At 26.5% G+C, this 19,709-nt stretch carries 22 protein-coding genes; all 22 read left to right on the forward strand.

The features are described from left to right. Positions 1 to 59 precede the first annotated feature (59 nt). The 22 genes from ftsE to hpt all read left to right on the forward strand — a co-directional run bounded on the left by ftsE (position 60) and on the right by hpt (position 19,703). The gene (gene ftsE / locus LW893_RS00805; protein ID WP_233055339.1) at positions 60 to 749 is read left to right on the forward strand and encodes a cell division ATP-binding protein FtsE; all 690 of its coding nucleotides are present in this window, start codon (positions 60 to 62) and stop codon (positions 747 to 749) included. After that, positions 736 to 1,632: a permease-like cell division protein FtsX gene (gene ftsX / locus LW893_RS00810; protein ID WP_233055340.1), complete on the forward strand. Its 897-nt coding sequence runs from the start codon at positions 736 to 738 to the stop codon at positions 1,630 to 1,632. The genes ftsE and ftsX overlap by 14 nt, the downstream gene beginning before the upstream one ends. A gap of 10 nt (positions 1,633 to 1,642) precedes the next feature. Next, positions 1,643 to 2,839 carry a murein hydrolase activator EnvC family protein gene (locus LW893_RS00815; protein ID WP_233055341.1) on the forward strand — a complete coding sequence of 399 codons (1,197 nt, stop codon included), beginning with the start codon at positions 1,643 to 1,645 and terminating at the stop codon, positions 2,837 to 2,839. A gap of 12 nt (positions 2,840 to 2,851) precedes the next feature. Continuing rightward, positions 2,852 to 4,060, forward strand: a complete 1,209-nt coding sequence (locus LW893_RS00820) for a S41 family peptidase (RefSeq protein WP_233055342.1) — start codon at positions 2,852 to 2,854, stop codon at positions 4,058 to 4,060. A 229-nt stretch (positions 4,061 to 4,289) separates the two neighbouring features. Further along, positions 4,290 to 5,042 carry a PP2C family protein-serine/threonine phosphatase gene (locus LW893_RS00825; protein WP_233055343.1) on the forward strand — a complete coding sequence of 251 codons (753 nt, stop codon included), beginning with the start codon at positions 4,290 to 4,292 and terminating at the stop codon, positions 5,040 to 5,042. Beyond that, on the forward strand, positions 5,036 to 6,976 hold the full coding sequence (gene pknB / locus LW893_RS00830; RefSeq protein WP_233055344.1) for a Stk1 family PASTA domain-containing Ser/Thr kinase: 1,941 nt from the start codon (positions 5,036 to 5,038) through the stop codon (positions 6,974 to 6,976). The genes LW893_RS00825 and pknB overlap by 7 nt, the downstream gene beginning before the upstream one ends. 1 nt (position 6,977) lies before the next feature. Beyond that, complete coding sequence (gene rsgA / locus LW893_RS00835) at positions 6,978 to 7,853, forward strand: ribosome small subunit-dependent GTPase A (RefSeq protein WP_233055345.1); 876 nt, start codon at positions 6,978 to 6,980, stop codon at positions 7,851 to 7,853. Next, complete coding sequence (gene rpe / locus LW893_RS00840; RefSeq protein ID WP_233055346.1) at positions 7,854 to 8,513, forward strand: ribulose-phosphate 3-epimerase; 660 nt, start codon at positions 7,854 to 7,856, stop codon at positions 8,511 to 8,513. Positions 8,514 to 8,586: 73 nt separating this feature from the next. After that, a complete protein-coding gene (gene obgE, locus LW893_RS00845) occupies positions 8,587 to 9,852 on the forward strand; it encodes a GTPase ObgE (protein WP_233055347.1) in 1,266 nt (421 codons plus the stop codon). A gap of 12 nt (positions 9,853 to 9,864) precedes the next feature. Then, a complete protein-coding gene (yhbY, locus tag LW893_RS00850) occupies positions 9,865 to 10,158 on the forward strand; it encodes a ribosome assembly RNA-binding protein YhbY (RefSeq protein ID WP_233055348.1) in 294 nt (97 codons plus the stop codon). A 2-nt stretch (positions 10,159 to 10,160) separates the two neighbouring features. Beyond that, positions 10,161 to 11,306, forward strand: a complete 1,146-nt coding sequence (gene nadD / locus LW893_RS00855) for a nicotinate-nucleotide adenylyltransferase (protein ID WP_233055349.1) — start codon at positions 10,161 to 10,163, stop codon at positions 11,304 to 11,306. Positions 11,307 to 11,310: 4 nt separating this feature from the next. Continuing rightward, complete coding sequence (gene rsfS, locus LW893_RS00860) at positions 11,311 to 11,619, forward strand: ribosome silencing factor (RefSeq protein WP_233055350.1); 309 nt, start codon at positions 11,311 to 11,313, stop codon at positions 11,617 to 11,619. 17 nt (positions 11,620 to 11,636) lie between these two features. Next, positions 11,637 to 12,008, forward strand: a complete 372-nt coding sequence (locus LW893_RS00865) for a RidA family protein (RefSeq protein WP_233055351.1) — start codon at positions 11,637 to 11,639, stop codon at positions 12,006 to 12,008. A gap of 326 nt (positions 12,009 to 12,334) precedes the next feature. Next, complete coding sequence (dltA, locus tag LW893_RS00870) at positions 12,335 to 13,849, forward strand: D-alanine--poly(phosphoribitol) ligase subunit DltA (RefSeq protein ID WP_233055352.1); 1,515 nt, start codon at positions 12,335 to 12,337, stop codon at positions 13,847 to 13,849. 9 nt (positions 13,850 to 13,858) lie between these two features. Further along, positions 13,859 to 14,086 (forward strand): D-alanine--poly(phosphoribitol) ligase subunit DltC, encoded by a 228-nt coding sequence (gene dltC, locus LW893_RS00875; RefSeq protein WP_233055353.1) that lies wholly within the window; start codon positions 13,859 to 13,861, stop codon positions 14,084 to 14,086. 2 nt (positions 14,087 to 14,088) lie between these two features. Then, positions 14,089 to 15,261: a D-alanyl-lipoteichoic acid biosynthesis protein DltB gene (gene dltB / locus LW893_RS00880; protein ID WP_233055354.1), complete on the forward strand. Its 1,173-nt coding sequence runs from the start codon at positions 14,089 to 14,091 to the stop codon at positions 15,259 to 15,261. 133 nt (positions 15,262 to 15,394) lie between these two features. Then, positions 15,395 to 16,549 (forward strand): D-alanyl-lipoteichoic acid biosynthesis protein DltD, encoded by a 1,155-nt coding sequence (dltD, locus tag LW893_RS00885; protein ID WP_233055355.1) that lies wholly within the window; start codon positions 15,395 to 15,397, stop codon positions 16,547 to 16,549. Positions 16,550 to 16,626: 77 nt separating this feature from the next. Further along, entirely contained in the window at positions 16,627 to 17,145 is a 519-nt protein-coding gene (locus LW893_RS00890) for an adenine phosphoribosyltransferase (protein ID WP_233055356.1), read from the forward strand. Then, entirely contained in the window at positions 17,145 to 17,384 is a 240-nt protein-coding gene (locus tag LW893_RS00895; protein ID WP_233055357.1) for an RNA-binding S4 domain-containing protein, read from the forward strand. The genes LW893_RS00890 and LW893_RS00895 overlap by 1 nt, the downstream gene beginning before the upstream one ends. Before the next feature lie 59 nt (positions 17,385 to 17,443). Continuing rightward, entirely contained in the window at positions 17,444 to 17,731 is a 288-nt protein-coding gene (locus LW893_RS00900) for an FtsB family cell division protein (RefSeq protein ID WP_233055358.1), read from the forward strand. A gap of 50 nt (positions 17,732 to 17,781) precedes the next feature. Further along, positions 17,782 to 19,155, forward strand: coding sequence for a tRNA lysidine(34) synthetase TilS (gene tilS, locus LW893_RS00905; RefSeq protein ID WP_233055359.1), 1,374 nt, complete (start codon positions 17,782 to 17,784; stop codon positions 19,153 to 19,155). Further along, on the forward strand, positions 19,143 to 19,703 hold the full coding sequence (gene hpt, locus LW893_RS00910; RefSeq protein WP_233055360.1) for a hypoxanthine phosphoribosyltransferase: 561 nt from the start codon (positions 19,143 to 19,145) through the stop codon (positions 19,701 to 19,703). The genes tilS and hpt overlap by 13 nt, the downstream gene beginning before the upstream one ends. Positions 19,704 to 19,709: the final 6 nt, after the last annotated feature.

Raw genomic sequence — 19,709 nt, forward strand, 5'->3', positions numbered from 1 at the left:
TATAAATTTTGTGTTATAATATTACTGATCATTATTAAAAAATTAAATGAGGTGATATTTTGTTAGAATTTATAGAAGTAAATAAAATATATAATAATGACGTTTGCGCTTTGAAGGATCTTAGCTTCAGAGTTGAAGACGGAGAGTTTATTTTTTTAATAGGAGCTAGTGGTGCTGGGAAGACAAGTATTATAAAGATGCTCTTAAGAGAAATTAAACCATCATCAGGGGAAATAATAGTTGATAATGTTAATATAGTTAAGTTAAGAAATAGAAAAATACCTGAGTTAAGAAAGACAATGGGAGTTGTTTTTCAAGATTTTAGGTTATTAGAAGGAAAGACTGTTTTTGATAATATAAAATATCCACTTCAAATTTTAGGAGTTTCAAAAAAAGAAATAACTAGAAGAGTTAATGAGATTTTAGAATTGGTTGGCTTGTCAGATAGAGCAAGTTCTTTTCCAAATCAATTGTCAGGTGGAGAACAACAAAGGATTTGTATTGCAAGAGCTTTAGTAAATAGACCAAAATATTTAATAGCTGATGAACCTACAGGTAACTTAGATCCGAATACTTCAGAAGATATTATGAAGCTACTATTGGATGTTAATGCTAAAGGTACTACAGTTATTGTTTCAACTCATGATAAGGATATAGTTAATAAACTTAAAAAGAGAGTAATTTGTATGGATCATGGGGAAATGATTAATGATGAAGAACGTGGAGGTTATTTCGATGAGTTCAATTAGAAGATTTTTTTCTGCAATAGGAGAAGGCTTAGTTGGTCTATGGAGAAATATATCCATGGGTATTGCATCAATAGTATCTATTTGCTCAATGCTTTTAATTCTAGGTGGAATTACTTTTGGTGTTTTTGTTGCTAATAATATTGTAGAAGACATGAAAACAAAAGTTGACCAAATAGATGTTATTTTAGAGCCTGAAGTAAGTACAGATAGAGTTGCAAAGATTAAAGAAGAATTATTAAAAATAGAAAATGTAAAAGAAGTACATTACGTTTCAAAAGAACAAGCTCTTTCAAAGATGAAAGAACAATGGAAAGAAAATTCATTCTTATTAGATGGAATGGAATCAGCTCTTCCAGAAAGTTTTGAATTAAAAGTTGAAAATATTGAAAATTCAAATACTGTAGCATCAAATATTAATAATATTAAAGATGTTGAAAAAGTTGTATACTATAAAGATATAGTTGATAAGATAACAAAAATGTCTCAAATTGTTAAATATGTAGGTATTTCATTGGTAGGCGTATTGTTGCTAGTAAGTTTCTTTATAATGTCAATAACAATAAAACTTACAGTTATTGCCAGAAGAAAAGAAATAAGTATAAAGAAGTATATTGGAGCAACGAATATGAGTATAACGGGTCCGTTTATTGTAGAAGGTATGTTGCTTGGGATAATAGGTGCTGGAATATCTTTTACAATGATATTCTTTGCATATAGTTATGTTTATGATAGTTTTGCTTGGGGAGTAAATAATTTAGTTTCTAATTATTTATTACCAGTTAATGTTTTTGGCACATATGTAGCAATTGCATATTTTGGAATAGGTATAGGAATTGGAGTTTTAGCATCAATATTCTCAAGTAGAAAGTATATGAAGGTTTAGGTGGTTGTTTATGAAAAAAAGAAGATTTTTAGCATTTGTATTGCTATTTTCTATGTTTGGTTCAGGTGTAATTTCTTATGCCGATAAAGTTGATGATCTAAAGAAAGAAAAACAAAATCAAGAACAAAATCTAGAAAACAAAAAGAAATCAATCAATGATATGACAACTCAAAAAGATGCTGCATTTAAGGAGATTGTTGAAAAACAAAAAATTATTGATCAATTAGATAAAGATCTTACAGTATTAGAGGACGCAATTAATAAACTATCTGAAGAAATTCAAGCTTCTAAAGAAAAAATTACAATTTTAGAAGAAAGAATTAAAGAAAAACAAGAACTTTTTAAGAAAAGAGTTCGTGTTATGTATGGAAATAAAGATTTAAATTCAATTGAAGTATTATTTTCTTCATCAAATATTAGAGATTTCATTTCAAGATATTTTATGATGCAATCAATTGCTGATTATGATAAAAAACTAATTACTAGTTTAAAAAATGATAAAATTGCTTTAGAAAAAGAAAAAGCACAACTTGAAGCTAGAAAAGAAGAAAAAGTAGCTAAGAAAAAAGAAATGGAAGTTAAGTACCAAGCTTATTCTGAAGAAGTTGAAAAGAATAAACAACGTATTGCAAAATTGGAAGAAAGTATTGAATATACTAAATCTGAAATTGACCAATTACAAAGTAAAGTTAAGAGCTTAGACGCGAATATTAGTTTTGAAGAAAAAGTTAAAGCTGATATTTTAAGAAGTATGAATGAAAAGAAAATCCAAAAAGAAATAGACGAAGGTAAGATAACTTCTCGTCCTTCAAACGGAGAAATGGCTTGGCCATTAAGTGGATACTATAGAATTTCAAGTCCATTTGGATGGAGAAATGCACCGATAGGAAGCGGTGGAGAAAGACATAGAGGAATTGATATTCCAGCACCACCAGGAACACCTGTTTATTCAGCTACAGACGGAGAAGTAATATCTTCAGGTTGGAATGGAAGTTATGGGAATGCTGTTATGATTAAATATACAAATAATATAGTAATTGTATATGGTCATAATTCTAGCTTAGTTGTTAGAGCTGGGCAAAAAGTAAGTAAGGGACAAGTTATCTCTTTAGTTGGTTCTACAGGAAATTCAACAGGACCACATTTACATTTTGAAGTTAGATATAATGGCTCACCAGTAGATCCTCTAAAATATTTGAATCACTAGGAGTAATAATATATGATAAAAAACAAAAAAATAACTGCTTTTCTAGTCTTAATGATATTCTTGTGCTCATTTGTATCATATAAGGCTGGAAAAAATTCTGCGGGAATAGTTCCGCAAAGTAATAGTTCAGGAAAAAAAGATGAAAATTCTACAGATTATGGTAGTTTTAAACCATTTGTAGATGCGATAAAAGATAAATACTATTTCGATATAGATTATGATAAAATGAATACTGAAATTAAGAAGGCAATATTTTCTTCATTAGGAGATCCTTACACTCAATATATGACTGAAAAAGATATGAAAGAACTTCAAAAGACAAGTACAGGAAAGTTTGTTGGGATTGGTGTTCAAGTAAGTGTTAATGATAAAGGAGAAATAGTAGTTGTTGCTCCAATCAAAGGGGGTCCAAGCCAAAAGGCTGGAATACAAGCAGAAGATATCATTATTAAAGTTGATGATCAAGAACTTGCAAAAAATGATTTAGAATCTGCTGTAAAACTTATGAGGGGAGAAGAAAAAGCAGGTACTGAAGTTAAGGTAACTATTAAGAGAGTTGTAGATTCTGAAGAAAAGATTCTAGATTTTACACTAAAAAGAGAAGAAATTACTACTGAATCAGTTTCTTCTAAGCTTTTAGATAATGGAATATTATATATTCAAATTACAAACTTCGCAGAAAAAACTGGAGAAGATTTCGAAAAAGCTGTTGATGAAGGGCTAAAGAAAGGTGCAAAATCTCTAATTATTGACCTTAGAAATAATCCAGGTGGCCTTGTAACGGCTGTTAAGCAAGTTGCAGATAAGATTTTACCAGATGCTACTATAATGAAGGTTGTGGATAGTAAAGGTCATGAAACGATTGAAAAAGCAAGCGGAAGTGGTCTTGATATGCCAATAATAGTATTAATAAATAAAGGTTCAGCTTCTGCATCTGAAGTCCTAAGTGTTGCACTTCATGATAATAAAAAAGCTCAATTGCTAGGAGAAAAATCTTTTGGTAAAGGTATTATCCAATCAATTTTCCCAATTAATAATGAAGGTAAAGCTGAAGGAATTAAGATTACTATTGCAGAATATTTTGGACCGAATGGAACTAAAATAAATAAAGTTGGGTTAGAACCTGATCACAAAGTTGAGCAAAAAAATTATTCAAAGATTGGTATCGAACATTTAGATATCGATCCACAATTACAAAAGGCTATAGAATTGTTGAAGTAATATTTTGGATTAAAAAAAGCAACTAGTTTAAATAGTTGCTTTTTTAGTTATATTTTTTAAATTAATTTTAAGGAATATTTGATATAATAATAAAAAAATTTTTATTTTTAGTGTCAAGAACGTGTAAAATACCGATGTTTTCAAAACAAAACTTGACTTATTGAAGTATTTAGAATATAATATTTTAAGAAAACATAGGTTTTCGTAAAGCTTTTTAAAGGGGTGTAGTATGTCTTTTTATATGAATTCAGATAAAGGAAATGTTAGGAAGAATAACGAGGACAATTTTCTTTATGAAAGATTTGAAAAATTAAATATATTAATTTTAGCTGACGGTATAGGAGGACATGATAGTGGGGAGATTGCATCTGATTATGCAGTAAATATAGTTATGAAGTATATTAAGGATAATTATAAGCTGTATTCGGATTATTCTCACTTGTTAGTTGATGCTTTTTGTGAAGCTAATAAAATTATATATGAAATTAATTTAGAAAAAAATTCAGGGGATGAAGGAGTTTCCAAGAGATTAATGGGAACTACTTTAGAAGTACTATTAATTGATGGAGATATTTTATATTTCGGACATGTAGGGGATAGTAGAATATATATAAAAAATGATGATTTTAAAATGTTAACTAAAGATCATTCTTTAGTTCAATATTTATATTCAAGCGGAGCATTAACAGAAGAAGAAGTTAAAAATTATGGCGATAAAAATTCAATCTTAAGAGCTATAGGGATTGAAAAATATGTAGAAGTTGATGTCGATTCTATTAGAATTAAACCTAAAGATATTTTGCTTGTATGTTCTGATGGACTTACAAATGAATTAAGCGATGAAGAAATTTCAGAAATGTTAGACTTTAAGTATAGTGCCAAAGAAATGGTTGATAATATTATATCTACTGTTACAAATGGTGAAGCTAAGGATAATGTTACTGTTGGAATTTTTAAGAATGATGAGGAGACTTTATGTTAGGATCAATTTTAAATGGCAGATATGAGATAATTGAAAAAGTTGGAATTGGCGGAATGGCCATAGTATATAAAGCTAAAGATATCTATTTAAAGAGAATAGTTGCTGTAAAAGTTTTGAAAGAACAATATCTTGATGATAAAGAATTCATTAAAAAATTTGTTATTGAAGCTCAATCTGTTGCTAATTTAAATAATCAAAATATAGTTAAAATCTATGATGTTGGTCAACATATAGAAGATGGAAAAATCTTTAACTATATTGTTATGGAATATATTAATGGTAAGACTTTAAATGAATTAATTAAAGATAAGGGAAGATTAAATTCAACTGCAGTAGTTTCTATTTCAAAACAAATAGCTAATGCGTTGGATTGTGCACATAAACATCATATAATACATAGGGATATAAAACCTCATAATATTATTATTGATGAAAATTTGAATGTTAAGGTTACGGATTTTGGTATAGCTAGAATTGCTACTAGTTCAACTATAACTTATACTTCATCAGTTCTTGGAACTGTGCATTATATTTCTCCAGAACAAGCAAAGGGAAAATTTATTGATGAAAAATCAGATATTTACTCTTTAGGTGTTGTAATGTATGAAATGGTAACTGGTAGGGTACCTTTTGATACGGATAATGCAGTTGGAATAGCTATGCAACATATTAATGAACCTTTAGTTGAACCGATAAAGCTTGTACCAAATTTAGAACCATGGTTAAATTCTATTATTGTTAAATGTATGGAAAAAACACCAGAAAATAGATTTGATAGTGCTAGTAGTTTGATTAAAGCATTAGATGATAAACATATTGATAATAATCAAAAAGTTACTTTTAATGATAATTCTGATAGAGCTATTTATAGAGAATCAGTTTATAAGACAAGTAAAGCAAAAGATTCTAATAAGCCAATTATTAGAAATAGTAATAAAAATAGAGAACAATTAAATAAGAAAAAAGGTATTTTTGATTATAGTATAACTTATGTAATTCTAGCATTACTAATTATTGCTTCTGTATTTTTCATTTATAGATTAGCTGTTTCAAATAAGGCTACAGACAATGTTAAAGTACCTGCGGTTACTGGGTTAGATAAAGATGAAGCAATAAAATTACTAAAAGAAAAGAAATTAAATGGTCTTATAGTGAAGACGGTTAATGATGATTCTGTTGAAGCTGGAAAAATTGTTGAACAATCACCAGCTGCAAATTCCGAAGTAAAAGAAGGAACAAATGTTGAGTTGACTGTTAGTGTTGGTAAGAATAAAACTATAGTTCCTAATTTATCAAATATTGATTTAGATAAAGTAGAAGATATTTTATCAAAGAGTAATTTATCTCTTGGAAAAGTCGAAAGAAAATATGATGATAAAGTTGATGAAAACAAAATAATCAGTCAAAGTGTAAATTTTGGGGAAGAAGTTGAAAAGGGAACTAAGATTGATATTGTTGTCAGCAGAGGAAAAGAAGATAAAAAAGTTGAAGTTCCTGATTTGATGGGTAAGACAGAAGCTGAAGCTATTAAGATTCTTTATGATAGTGGACTTGCTGTTGGTAAAACTGAAAAGAAAGCGGACAACCAAAAGGCTGGAACGGTTATTTGGCAATCTTATGGTAAGGGAGTAAAAGTTGACGCTGAAACTAAGATAGATATTGTTATTAGTTCTGGTAAGTCTAATTCAGATAGTGTTCTAAACTTAAATTATTATACTGAAGCTGGTGCTGTTACTAAGAAATATACTGTAAATGAACCAGATAAAAATTACCAATTAGTAATTACTAAGAATTCTGACGCAGGTGAAACAAAGATTTATGAAAAAACAATAGTAACTGGCGGAGGAAAATTAACAATTAATATAAAAGCTAAGTCTTCTGATAGATTCAATATTTATATAAATGGAGAACTAATTTTATCAGGTGAGAATTAATATGTTTGAAATAGGCGTTATTTATGATATTTCAAAGGATTTATATTATGTAAAAACTGAAACTGGAAGATATATGTCAAAGGCTAGGGGAGTTTTTAGAAAACATAAATTTTCTCCAATGGTTGGTGATAATGTAAAAATTGAAATTTTTGAAGATTCTACTGCATATATAGTAGAAGTTTTTGAAAGAAAAAATGAAATTTTAAGACCACCGGTTGTAAATGTTGATCAGGCTATAATAGTTTTTTCTTTAAAAGAACCGGAAATTTCATATAAAATTATTGACAGATATATAATGTATTATGAAATAATGAAAGTTCCAGTAGTTTTATGTTTGAATAAATGTGATTTGATTGATAAAGAAATAGAAGAAGATTTTAAAAATACTTATGAAAGATTAGGATATAAAGTAATTTTTAATAGTATTAGTTTGGATAATAGAAATTTGTTTGAAGAAATTTGTAGAGATAAAATTTCTGTAATTACAGGACCTTCAGGTGTTGGGAAAAGTACAATTTTAAATTTTCTTAATCCAGAATATAATATTTGGGTTGGAGAAATAAGCAACAAGACAAAAAGAGGTAGACATACTACTAGAGCGGCAACTTTATATGAATTTTTTGATAATTCATTTATTATTGATACTGCTGGATTTACTTCGCTAGATCTTACAAAATTTATAGACAATGAAACTCAAATTAGAGATGCTTTTGTTGAATTTGAATTTGGGACAAAATGTAAATTTTCAGATTGTAAACATATTAATGAACCTGATTGTTATGTAAAGGATAAATTAGAAAGTGGAGACATTAGTAAGAGTAGATACGATAGTTATATATTTTACTTAAATGAGTATCTAAAAAATAGGAGGTATTAAATGTTAGAATTATCACCATCATTGTTATCAGCTGATTTTACAAATTTGAAATCAGATATTGAAATTTTGGATAAAAGCGGAGTTAAGTATTTACATTTAGACGTAATGGATGGGATGTTTGTTCCAAATATTTCATTTGGTCCAATGATAATTAAACAATTGAGACCTTTAACAAATATGGTTTTTGATGTGCATTTAATGATAGAAGATCCTGATAGATATGTTCAAAGTTTTAAAGATGCTGGAGCTGATATTTTAACTGTTCATTATGAAGCATGTAAACATCTTCATAGAACTATTTCTTATATAAAATCTTTAGGTATGAAGGCTGGAGTTTCTTTAAACCCCGCAACTAATATTGATGTTTTAGATTATGTATTAGAGGATTTAGATTTAGTTTTAGTCATGAGTGTAAATCCAGGTTTTGGTGGTCAAAGCTTTATACCTTCAGCTTTAGATAAAATTAAAAACTTAAAAGAAAAGATAAAAGAAAGAAATTTAAATGTTATAGTAGAAGTTGATGGCGGTGTTAAAACTACTAATGTTAAAGATGTTGTAGAAGCTGGAGCGGATTTGATAGTTTCAGGTTCAGATGTTTTTGCGGATAAAGAAAATAGAATTAAGGCTTATAATGATATTTTTAATAATTACAAAAAATAATTATGAGCTACAATATATAAAAAGATTGAGTTCTCAATCTTTTTTATAATGTATGAAAGAAAAAGAGGTAAATATGTTTATAGATATTGCAAAAATCGAGTTAAGAGCCGGAAAAGGTGGAGATGGTTGTGTTTCTTTTAGAAGAGAAAAATATGAACCAGATGGTGGCCCATACGGTGGAGACGGCGGAGATGGTGGAAGTGTAATTTTTATATCCGATGAAGGAGTAAGAACTCTTATGGACTTTAGATATAAGAAACACTATTTCGCGCAAAATGGAGAAAATGGAAGAACTAAAAAACAATATGGAAAAAAAGGTGAAGACCTAATTGTAAAAGTTCCAGTTGGTACTTTAATAAAAGATTTTGAAACAAATAGAGTAATTCATGATTTTAAAGTTAAAGATGATAAATTTATTGTTGCAAAAGGTGGAAGAGGTGGAAAGGGAAATGCTAGATTTGCTACAAGTACAAGACAAGCACCTCGTTTTGCACAACCTGGAACAAAGGGAGAAGAAAGAACAATAAAATTAGAATTAAAATTAATTGCTGATGTAGGACTTGTAGGACTCCCAAATGTTGGTAAATCTTCTTTGCTTTCTGTTTTAAGTGATGCAAAGCCTAAGATTGCAAATTATCATTTTACAACTTTAGAACCAAATTTAGGAGTTTGTAGAGTTGAAGAGAATAAATCATTTGTAATTGCAGATATTCCTGGGCTTATTGAAGGTGCTAGTGAAGGAATTGGACTTGGTTTTGAATTTTTAAAGCATGTTGAAAGAACAAGACTATTAGTTCATGTGTTAGATGTTTCAGGCATTGAAGGTAGAGATCCTATTGAAGATTACAATACAATTTATAAAGAGTTAGAACTTTATAATGAAAATATAAAAAATAAAAGAGAAATTATTGTTGCTAATAAAATAGATTTACTTACTTCAGATGACAACTTAAATAGAGTAAAAGAATATTTTAAAGATAGAACTGTATTAGAAATTTCTGCTGTTACTCAAATGGGAGTAGGAGAATTAAAATACAAAATTTTTGAAGAATTATCAAAAATTGAAATAGATTATGAAACTTTTGATGAAGAATATGAATATGTAGAAGAACTTGAAAAAGAAGCTTATGAAATCTACAGTGAAGATGGTACATTCTATGTTGAAGGACCTCTTATTGAATACTTAGTTTATATAACTAATTTTGAAGATTATGATTCATTGAAATATTTCCAAAAGGTATTAACTGATAAAGGTGTTATCGAAGAGTTAAAACAAAAAGGTGTAGAAGAAGGCCAAACTATTGTTATAGGAGAAATGGAATTCGAATTTTTTGAGTAGTAAGGAGAATATATGATAAATCCAAAGCAAAGAGCATATTTAAAGTCTTTAGCTCATTCTATAGAGCCTGTTATGAATATAGGTAAATATGGAGTTAATGATGAGACTATAAGACAATTAGATTTAGCTTTAGAAAAGAGAGAACTAATAAAAATTAAGATATTAAATAACAATTTAGATGATAATAAAGAGCTAGTAGAACTTGTTTTACAAAAAACAAGAGCAGAATTTGTTCAACATATCGGAAATAAATTTGTTATTTATAGAAGAAAACGAAAAGACGAAAATAGAATAGAGTTACCATAATAATGAAAAGAATAGGAATATTAGGTGGAAGTTTCTCACCTATTCATAATGGACATTTGCAAATTGCACAGGATTGTTTGATAGAAATGGGACTTGATAAAATACTGTTTCTACCAAACTCAAATCCTCCTCATAAAGCAAATGATAAATATCCTTTTGATATAAGGGTTGCTATGTTAAAATTAGCAATTGAAGATAATGATAAATTTGATATTTCTTTCGTTGAGGAAGACTCTACAAAAATTCATTTTTCTTATAATACAATTAGAGATAATTTTTATAATACTGAAGATAAATATTATTTTATTATGGGAGATGATGAATTTTTAAATATTAAGTCTTGGAAAGAATATGAAAAATTTTTAGAAATTACTTCAATAATTGTTTTTTTAAGGAAGTATGATTACAATTATATTTTTGAGAAAAATAGAGAAATTATAGAAAAATATGATGTAAATATTATTAATAACTCAGTAATATCAATATCATCAACTGATATTAGAAATAGAATGTATGAAAAAAAATCTATAAGATATCTTGTTCCTGAAAAAGTGAGTAGATATATTTATGAGGAACTTAATTATTTTGATATTGAAAAAATAAAAAAAGATTTAAAAGAAAAGCTTTCAGAAAATAGATATGAACATTCTTTAAGAGTTGCTGATTATTGTAAGAGGCTTGCAAAAATATATAATGCAGATGAGAATAAAGCATATTTATCTGGGCTTGTTCATGATTGTGCTAAAAATTTGGAAGAATACTATATGTTGAATAATAAGGTGAATTCTGATATAATATTTGATACTGAAGAAAAAAATAATCCAAAAATTCAACATGGTCCAATAGGTTCTGTTGTTTGTAAAAATATCTATGGTATAGTTGATGACGAAATACTTTCAGGTGTCCGTTATCATACAACGGCTAAAGAAAATATGTCTATGATTGAAAAGATTTTATTTATATCAGATAAAATTGAGCCTAATAGAAAGTATGATACTGTTGAGGAATTAAGAAAACTTGCAGATTACAATATTGATAAGGCTATTATTAAATTTTTAAATGATAGTTTTGATTATTTAGAGAAAAAATCAGAAAGAATACATCCGCTATCTATTAGAGCAAGGGATTATTTAGTAAATATGAGGTGATTTAATGGAAAAACTTGATATTATCTTGAAAGCATTAGATGATAAAATAGCAGAAAATATTGTAAGCATTGATTTAAGAGGAAAATCTTCAATTGCTGAATATTTTGTTATTGCAACTGGAAGTGTAACTAATCATAATCAAGCTATTTGTGATGAAGTTGAATTCCAATTAAAAAATAATAATATGGACTGTTTAAGTACAGAAGGATATAAAGATGGAAATTGGATTTTGTTAGACTGTGGAGAAGTTATAGTCCATATTATGACAGAAGATTATAGAAGCTATTACAATCTTGAAAGATTGTGGGCATAGATTTAGGAGGTAGTAAAATGAGCGTAGAATTTTTAAAAACTGATAAGGCTCCAGCAGCAATTGGACCTTATTCACAAGCTGGAAAAGTTGGTAACTTAATTTTTGTTTCTGGACAATTACCAATTACTAATGGAGAATTACAAACTGAAATAAAAGCTGCAACACTTGCAAGTTTAACTAATGTTTTAGAAATCATTAAAGCAGGTGGTGGATGTTTAGAAAGTATTGTTAAAGTTAATGTTTTTGTAAAAGACATGAATGACTTTGAAGCAATCAATGGAGTTTATGCAGAATTCTTTGGTGATCATAAACCAGCTAGAGCTTTAGTTCAAGTTGCTAAATTACCAAAAGATGCTTTAATTGAAATTGAAGCAGTGGCTGCTGTTTAAAAATAATTTTTAATACTGATGTTTTAACATCAGTTTTTTTTTGTAAAATTTAGAGGAGTTTTTATAAATTGTAGATTTTATTTATTAGAATTAAAAATTTTTTTAATTTACATATTTAATTTTATAAATTATTTTGCTATAATATAAATTGTAAAGTTCTGACTTATAATTGAAAAACAAGAATACTTATTTTAGTTTTATTTAAAGTATATATTATAGAATATGTTAGAATTATTAATTAATTTAAATAATATATGTTTTAAATAATTATAAAAAATATGATAATTTAAGTATAAGAAAATATCAATTTTTGGGAGGATTTTTTTGTGAAGTATTTAGAAACTTTAAACAGTTACAAATATTCAGAAAAAATTGCTTATATTTGTAATGAAAGCTCTATTACATACAAGGAGCTTATGCTATTTTCAGACAGATTAGCAAAATATATTTTAAAAAATTTTGGTGTTAAGAATAAAGAGGCAATTCCTGTTTTTGGTCATAAAGATTATTTAATGTTAGTAAGTTTTTTAGCTTGTACAAAATCGGGACATCCTTACTGTCCAATGGATATTACTTTTACAAGGAATAGAGTTGAGGATGTGCTAAATATTACAGAGTCTAAATTTTCGCTATTTACAGAAGATTTGGTTGTAGATGAAAAGTTTAATACATTGACTAAAAAAGATATATTAGAAATAATTAATGATAAAAAATACGATGAAATTCCTAATGAAGGTCTGTATGAAATCGAACCAGAAGATATTGTTTATATAATATTTACTTCAGGTAGTACAGGAAAACCTAAGGGAGTTCAAATAACTTATGATAATTTGAATAATTATATTGAGTGGATGCATAATGTAGTGGAGAATAAAAAGAATAAAGTATATTTAAATCAAGCGCCTTTTTCTTTTGATTTATCTGTAATGGATCTTTATTTGTCGTTATATTCAGAATCTACATTATATGCTATTACTAAAGAAGATCAACAAGATTTTGCTAGATTATATGAGCATCTAGAAAAATCTGGTATTACAAATTGGGTTTCAACACCTTCATTTGCGGATATGTGTTTATCTATGACAGAATTTTCTTATGAGAATGTAAAAAACATTGAATATTTTCTTTTTTGTGGAGAGGTGTTAACTAAGAAAACAGCTCAAAGATTAAATAATAGATTTCCTAATGCAAAAGTAATTAATACTTATGGTCCAACAGAATCAACTGTTTGTGTTACAGATATTTTAATAACTGATGAAGTTATTGAAAATTATGAAACTCTTCCATTGGGTGATGTTAAAAAAGGAAGTAGAATTGAAATAAGAGATGAAGATAAAATATTAGGTGATGGAGAAATAGGTGAAATTGTTATAATAGGAAATACAGTAAGTAGTGGATATTATAAAAACCCAATTCAAACTAAAAAGTCATTTTTTATTACCGAAAATAATGAAAGAGCATATAAAACAGGAGACTTAGGTTTTTATAAAAATGGACAATTATTCTTTTCAAATAGAAAAGATTTTCAAGTTAAATTAAATGGATATAGAATTGAATTAGGAGATATTGAAAGTAATCTTTTAAATGTTGATGGAGTAATTTCTTGTTGTGCATTACCTAATTATGATTCAGATAATAAAGTTAAGAGTATTACAGCATTTGTTGTAAGTAATGATATAAAAGATGAAAAAGAATATACAAAATTTTTAAAAGAAGAATTGAAAAAGTATATTCCAGTTTATATGATACCAAAGAAAATTAAATTCTTAGAGAAATTGCCAATGAATAATAATGGTAAGGTAGATAGAAAAGAATTAAAGAGGATATTAGAAAATAAATAGGAGAAAGTTATGGAAGAAAAAGTATTTGAGATTTTAGAAGATATTTGTGAAGAAGATTTAAGAGAAACTCCTGATGTTAATATATTTGAAGAAGGTTTGATGGATTCCCTTGGACTTGTTAGATTTATTGTTGAAGTTGAAGAACAATTAGGAATTACTTTAGGAATAATGGAATTAGATAAGGAAGTAGTAAATACTCCAAATAAAATTATTGAATTTTTAAAAAGTAGTGATTAGTAATGGAATTTTTTAGTGGTTTAAATTTTTGGTCATTACTCATTATTTTGAGTATTCCTGCAATATTCCTAGGCATTAAAGAGAGAAAAAATAAATATTATATTCTTTTTTCTTCATTGGTTTTCTGCTTTTTAGTTTATTCAAAAAATATAAATTCACTAATATATTTAGTTATATTTTTAATATGTGAGTATATGTTAATAAAAGTGTATTTGAGATTAAAAATAGAAAAAAATTGTGATAGAGTTTCTATATTTGTAATTTTAAGTTTAGTACCACTTTTTATTTCTCGTATATTACCGATTTTAGAAATAGATTATAAATTTGGATTTTTAGGAATATCATACATAACTTTTAAAGTAATGCAAATTCTTGTAGAAATAAAAGATAATATGATAAAAGATGTTAATTTTATAGATTATTTATCATTTATGATATTTTTTCCAACTTTATCATCTGGTCCTATTGATAGAAGCAGACGATTTATAAAAGATATAGAAAAAACAATTAGTAAGACTGAATATTTAGATAATTTAGGAAAAGGGATTGAATATATTTTACAAGGATTAGTGTATAAAATAATTCTATCACAACTAATTTTTGATAAGATAAATATTATTTCAGAAGCAACTTATACAACAAAAAATCTTACAATATATATGTATTTATATGGATTTTACTTGTTTTTCGACTTTGCTGGGTATAGTTTAATGGCAGTTGGTGTTAGTAAGATATTTGGAATAGATACGCCAATGAATTTTAATAAACCTTTTTTAGCAAAAGATATGAAAGATTTTTGGAATAGATGGCATATGAGTTTGTCTCATTGGTTTAGAGATTTTGTTTTTAGTAGATTAGTTTTTGCTATGTTTAAGAAAAAAATTTTTAAAAGCTCATTAACTACAGCGATGGTTGCTTATATTGTAAATATGACGCTTATGGGAGTATGGCATGGTATAAATTTCAGTTATCTTTTATATGGTTTATATCACGGTATTATTCTAGCAATTACAGAATATTTTCAAAAAACAAAATTCTATAAGAATAATAAAAATAAAAAATGGTTTGAATATTCATCAATATTTATTACATTTAATTTAGTAATGTTCGGATTTTTCATTTTTTCTGAAAAATTTGTTTACGTTTTACAGGTAATAGGAGGTAGATTATGGTAAAAAAAGAAACGAAAGAATTTATATTTAGAGTTTTTTTCTATACAATAATGATTACCTCACTAATTATATTTAGTGTATTATATGATTTTAATGTCGTAAAAGATTTTATATATAGTAATTTTTAGGAGTAAATATGAAAAGATTAAAAGCATTAGCGGTATCAATAGTTTTATCTTTAATTATTTCTTTTACATTCTTAAATTTTTATATTAATAAAGAGAAAAAATCATTTGATTTATTTTCGGTTAAGAACAATTCCATTAGATATAGTGATATTACAGAAAAATATAAATCACATGATGTCTTAACTAAAAATATAGGAAAAGGAACTATAACACTTTTTGGTTCATCTGAACTTATTGTTACTAATGATTGGAAAGAACATCCTTTCAGAGTTTTAGACTATTCTGATTTGAATATTATGCAAATTGGTGAAGGTTTTTATCAATCTATAATACATGCGATAACATTGGGGTCAATTGGAGAAGATAGTCCTATAACAACGGTAAATTTAATCTTATCTATGCAATGGTTTGAAGGTATTGGAATGAAACCTGAAGCTTTTCAACCAAGATTTTCAGTGGATCATTTGTATAATTTATATAGAAGTGAAAAAGTATCGCAAGAAACAAAAACAAAGATATATAATAGGATTCTTGAACTTTCTAAAAGTAATGGTGTAGTAACTAGAATAGTAGAAGGAATAAAAAGAAATACTAGATTTGATCAATTTGTTAATAATCTTATGTATAAAAAATATAAGTTGATAGCAAATAGTAAATTTATGAAACATTATAAAGTAGATTATAGTGTTAATGAAAAAAAAGCTCCTGAAAAAATTGATTGGGATACTTTGAGAAAAGAGGCAATTTCAGAATGTGATGTTGACTCTTCATCTAATGAGTTCTTTATGTTTAATAAATACTTTGATAAAAATTTCAAGATGAAACTTGCAAAATTAAAAGATTCTGCAAAGAATACAAAGTATAGAAGTGAAGAAGAATATGGTGATTTACAACTATTTTTGGATGTTGCAAAAGATTTAGGTTTAAAAGTTAATTTGATTTTAGTACCACTTCAAGGATATTGGGCTGATTATACTGGTGTTCCTAAAGAAGAGATAGAATACTATTATAGTAGAATTAGAGAAATTTCTGATAAGAATAATGTTAATTTGATAGATTATAGTAAATATTCTTATACTAAATATTTTTTTAGAGATGCAACTCATTTAGGAAGACTTGGTCTTTTACAATTACAAGAAGATTTAATAAAATATAATGATTAAAAAACTTGTATTAAATGATTGAAAATGAACTTAAAATGGTATATAATTAGTTGCTGATGAAAATTTAGGAGGAAGTTATGGACTTAAAATCAAAAATAAGAGTTATTGAAGGATTCCCAAAAGAAGGAATTAGCTTTAAAGATATAACTACATTAATTAGTGATGGTGAAGCTTTTAGAGAAGCTGTAAATTTAATGAAGAAAAATTTAGAAAATAAAAATATAGACTATATTGTAGGGCCAGAAGCGAGGGGGTTTGTATTTGGATCAGCAGTTGCTTATGCTTTAAATGTAGGGTTTATACCAGTTAGAAAACCTGGAAAATTACCTGGAGAAACTGCTTCTTTTGAATATTCTCTTGAATATGGAACGGATAAGTTAGAAATTTGTAAAAATATATTAAAAAGTGGAGATAGAGTTGCTATAGTTGACGATTTACTTGCCACAGGTGGAACGATTAATGCTTGTGCAAAATTAATTGAGTCACAAGGAGCTGAAGTTGTTTCAATACAATTTTTAATTGAATTAACTGACTTAAATGGTAGAGAAAAAAACAAGGAATATCAAGTAGATTCTATTTTGGAGTATAATATTTAATGAGAATAGATAAATTTTTAAAAAATTCAAGACTTATAAAAAGAAGAACTGTTGCAAAAGAAGCCTGCGAAAAAGAAAGAATTTTTAGAAATGGAAAAGCTATGAAACCTTCTGATGAAGTAAAAGTTGGAGATATCATAGAATTAAAGTTTGGAAATTCTGATGTTAAAATTAGAGTGTTAGATATAACTGATAGTCAGAAAAAAGAAGATGCTCAAAAAATGTACGAAAATCTGTAAAAGTATTGAAAAAAATAATTTTTTAGTATATAATTTATAAGAGATAGGGAGGTGGCTTGATGAATAAGAGAAATAAAGCTCGAATTCGATTTTATGCGTTAGTATTTTTTGCTCTATGTATTGTTTTTGGAAAAGCTATTGTTTATCAAGCTAAGGAAAAAAGCAGATTAAGTAAAAAAATTCAAACTTTAGTAGATAGAAAAGATAAACTAAATGCTGAAATCTCAGAAGCAAAAGAAAGTCTTCAAAATGTAGATAATGAAGAATTTATTAAAAAAGTAGCTAGAGAAAAACTTAAAATGGTAGAAAAAGACGAAGTAATTGTAAAGTATAAGGATGTCGATTAGTTTAATTTAGTAGAGAAAGGAGCCGGGTTTATACTCGGTTTTTTATTTTTATGAAAAATGAATTTTTAAAAACTTTAAAAAATTATGATTTATATGGTTCTGGAATTTTATTAGCTGTTTCAGGTGGTAAAGATTCTATGACTATGTTAGATTTATTTAATTATTATAAAAATGATTTTAAATTAAATATTATTGTTTGTCATTTTAATCATTCTTTAAGGGATGATGCTGATAGAGATGAAAATTTTGTAAAAACACAATGCGAAAAATATGGCTTAAAATTTTATTCAAAAAAAGAAAATGTTAGACTTTTTTCTAGTGATAATAAGATGTCTATAGAAGAGGGTGCAAGAACATTAAGATATAAGTTTTTCTATGAGATTAAAAGTGTTGAAAAATTAGATTACATAGCTACTGCTCATAATAAGAATGATTTAGCTGAAACTGTTATTATGAGAATACTAAGAGGGACTGGTATTAATGGATTAATTGGCATTCAGTCTGAAAGAGGAGATTTAATTAGACCTATATTGAATTTTTCAAGATATGATATTGAACAATATATTGAAGAAAATCAAATTCCTTTTGTTGAAGATGATACTAATTTTGAAGAATTATATTTAAGAAATAAAATTAGATTAAATTTAATGCCTATTCTAGAAAATGACTATAATCCAAGAATATTAGATGCTTTGTCCAGATTATCAAATATTGCAAATGATTATAATAGTATTTCTAGAGAATATATATTTTCAAAAGAAGGATTATTATGGGAATTTAATAAAGAACAAATTGTTGTTTATATTAAAAAATTAAAAAAACAATCCAAATCTTTTAGAAATATAATGTATAGAGAATTTTTTGAATTTATAAGTAAAGATCCTGATAGAATTAATTATAAGATAATTGAAGAAATAGACAATTTGATTTTTACAAAAACGGGTAAATATATAGAAATAAAAGATGTAATTTTTAAAATAGAATATGATAAACTTCTTATTTATGATAAAAATAATTTTAAAAATTCAAAAATAGATTTTTATTTTGAAAATTTAGATTTTTCTTTGTATTCTACTAAGTTTTTTGATATAATTATAGAACAGTCTAATATAGAAGAATTTAATAATTTGAAACAAAAAAAAGATATGCTTTTTATAAATAAAAAGTATTTAAAATTGTTGAAGATTAGAAATAGAAAAAATGGGGATTTTCTAGAGTTTAATTTTGGAAAGAAAAAGCTAAAGGATCTATTTATTGATGAAAAAATAAATCTTGAAATGAGGGATAATATACCTATTTTTGAAATTAATTCAGATATCATTTGGGTTGCTAATATGAGGAGATCAAATAGATATCTAGTAGACAGTAATGAGGATATAATAAAAATTAAGGTTTTATCAAAGGAGATTTTATGGAGAGATTAGAATCTATAGTTAAATCAGATATGAAAGAATTATTATTTGATGAAAAAACTATAAAAGATAGAGTTAAGGAACTTGGACAAGAAATAACTAATCATTACCAAAATGATGATGCTGAACTTGTTGTAGTTGGAATTTTAAGAGGTTCTACATTATTTTTTGCAGACTTAATTAGAGCGATTAATCTTCCAATATTAATAGATTTTATGGCAATTTCATCTTATGGAAACTCATCTGAAAGTGGAATTGTAAAAATAGTTAAAGATTTAGAAGCTGATGTTTCAGGTAAGAACATTTTAATTGTTGAAGATATTATTGATACTGGAAAAACATTAAAATATCTTTTTAACTATTTTAAAGATAGAGGTGCAAAAACTGTTAAAGTTTCAAGTATGCTAGACAAACCAGAAAGAAGACTTGTAGAAATTTCTGGAGATTTTGTAGGATTTGAGGTTCCAAATGACTTTATTGTAGGTTATGGACTAGATTATAATCAATCTTATAGAAATTTACCATATATTATTTCTCTTAAGGAAGAGGTATATAAATAGAATATT

The organism is Parvimonas micra (assembly GCF_021300775.1).
Lineage (GTDB): Bacteria > Bacillota > Clostridia > Tissierellales > Peptoniphilaceae > Parvimonas.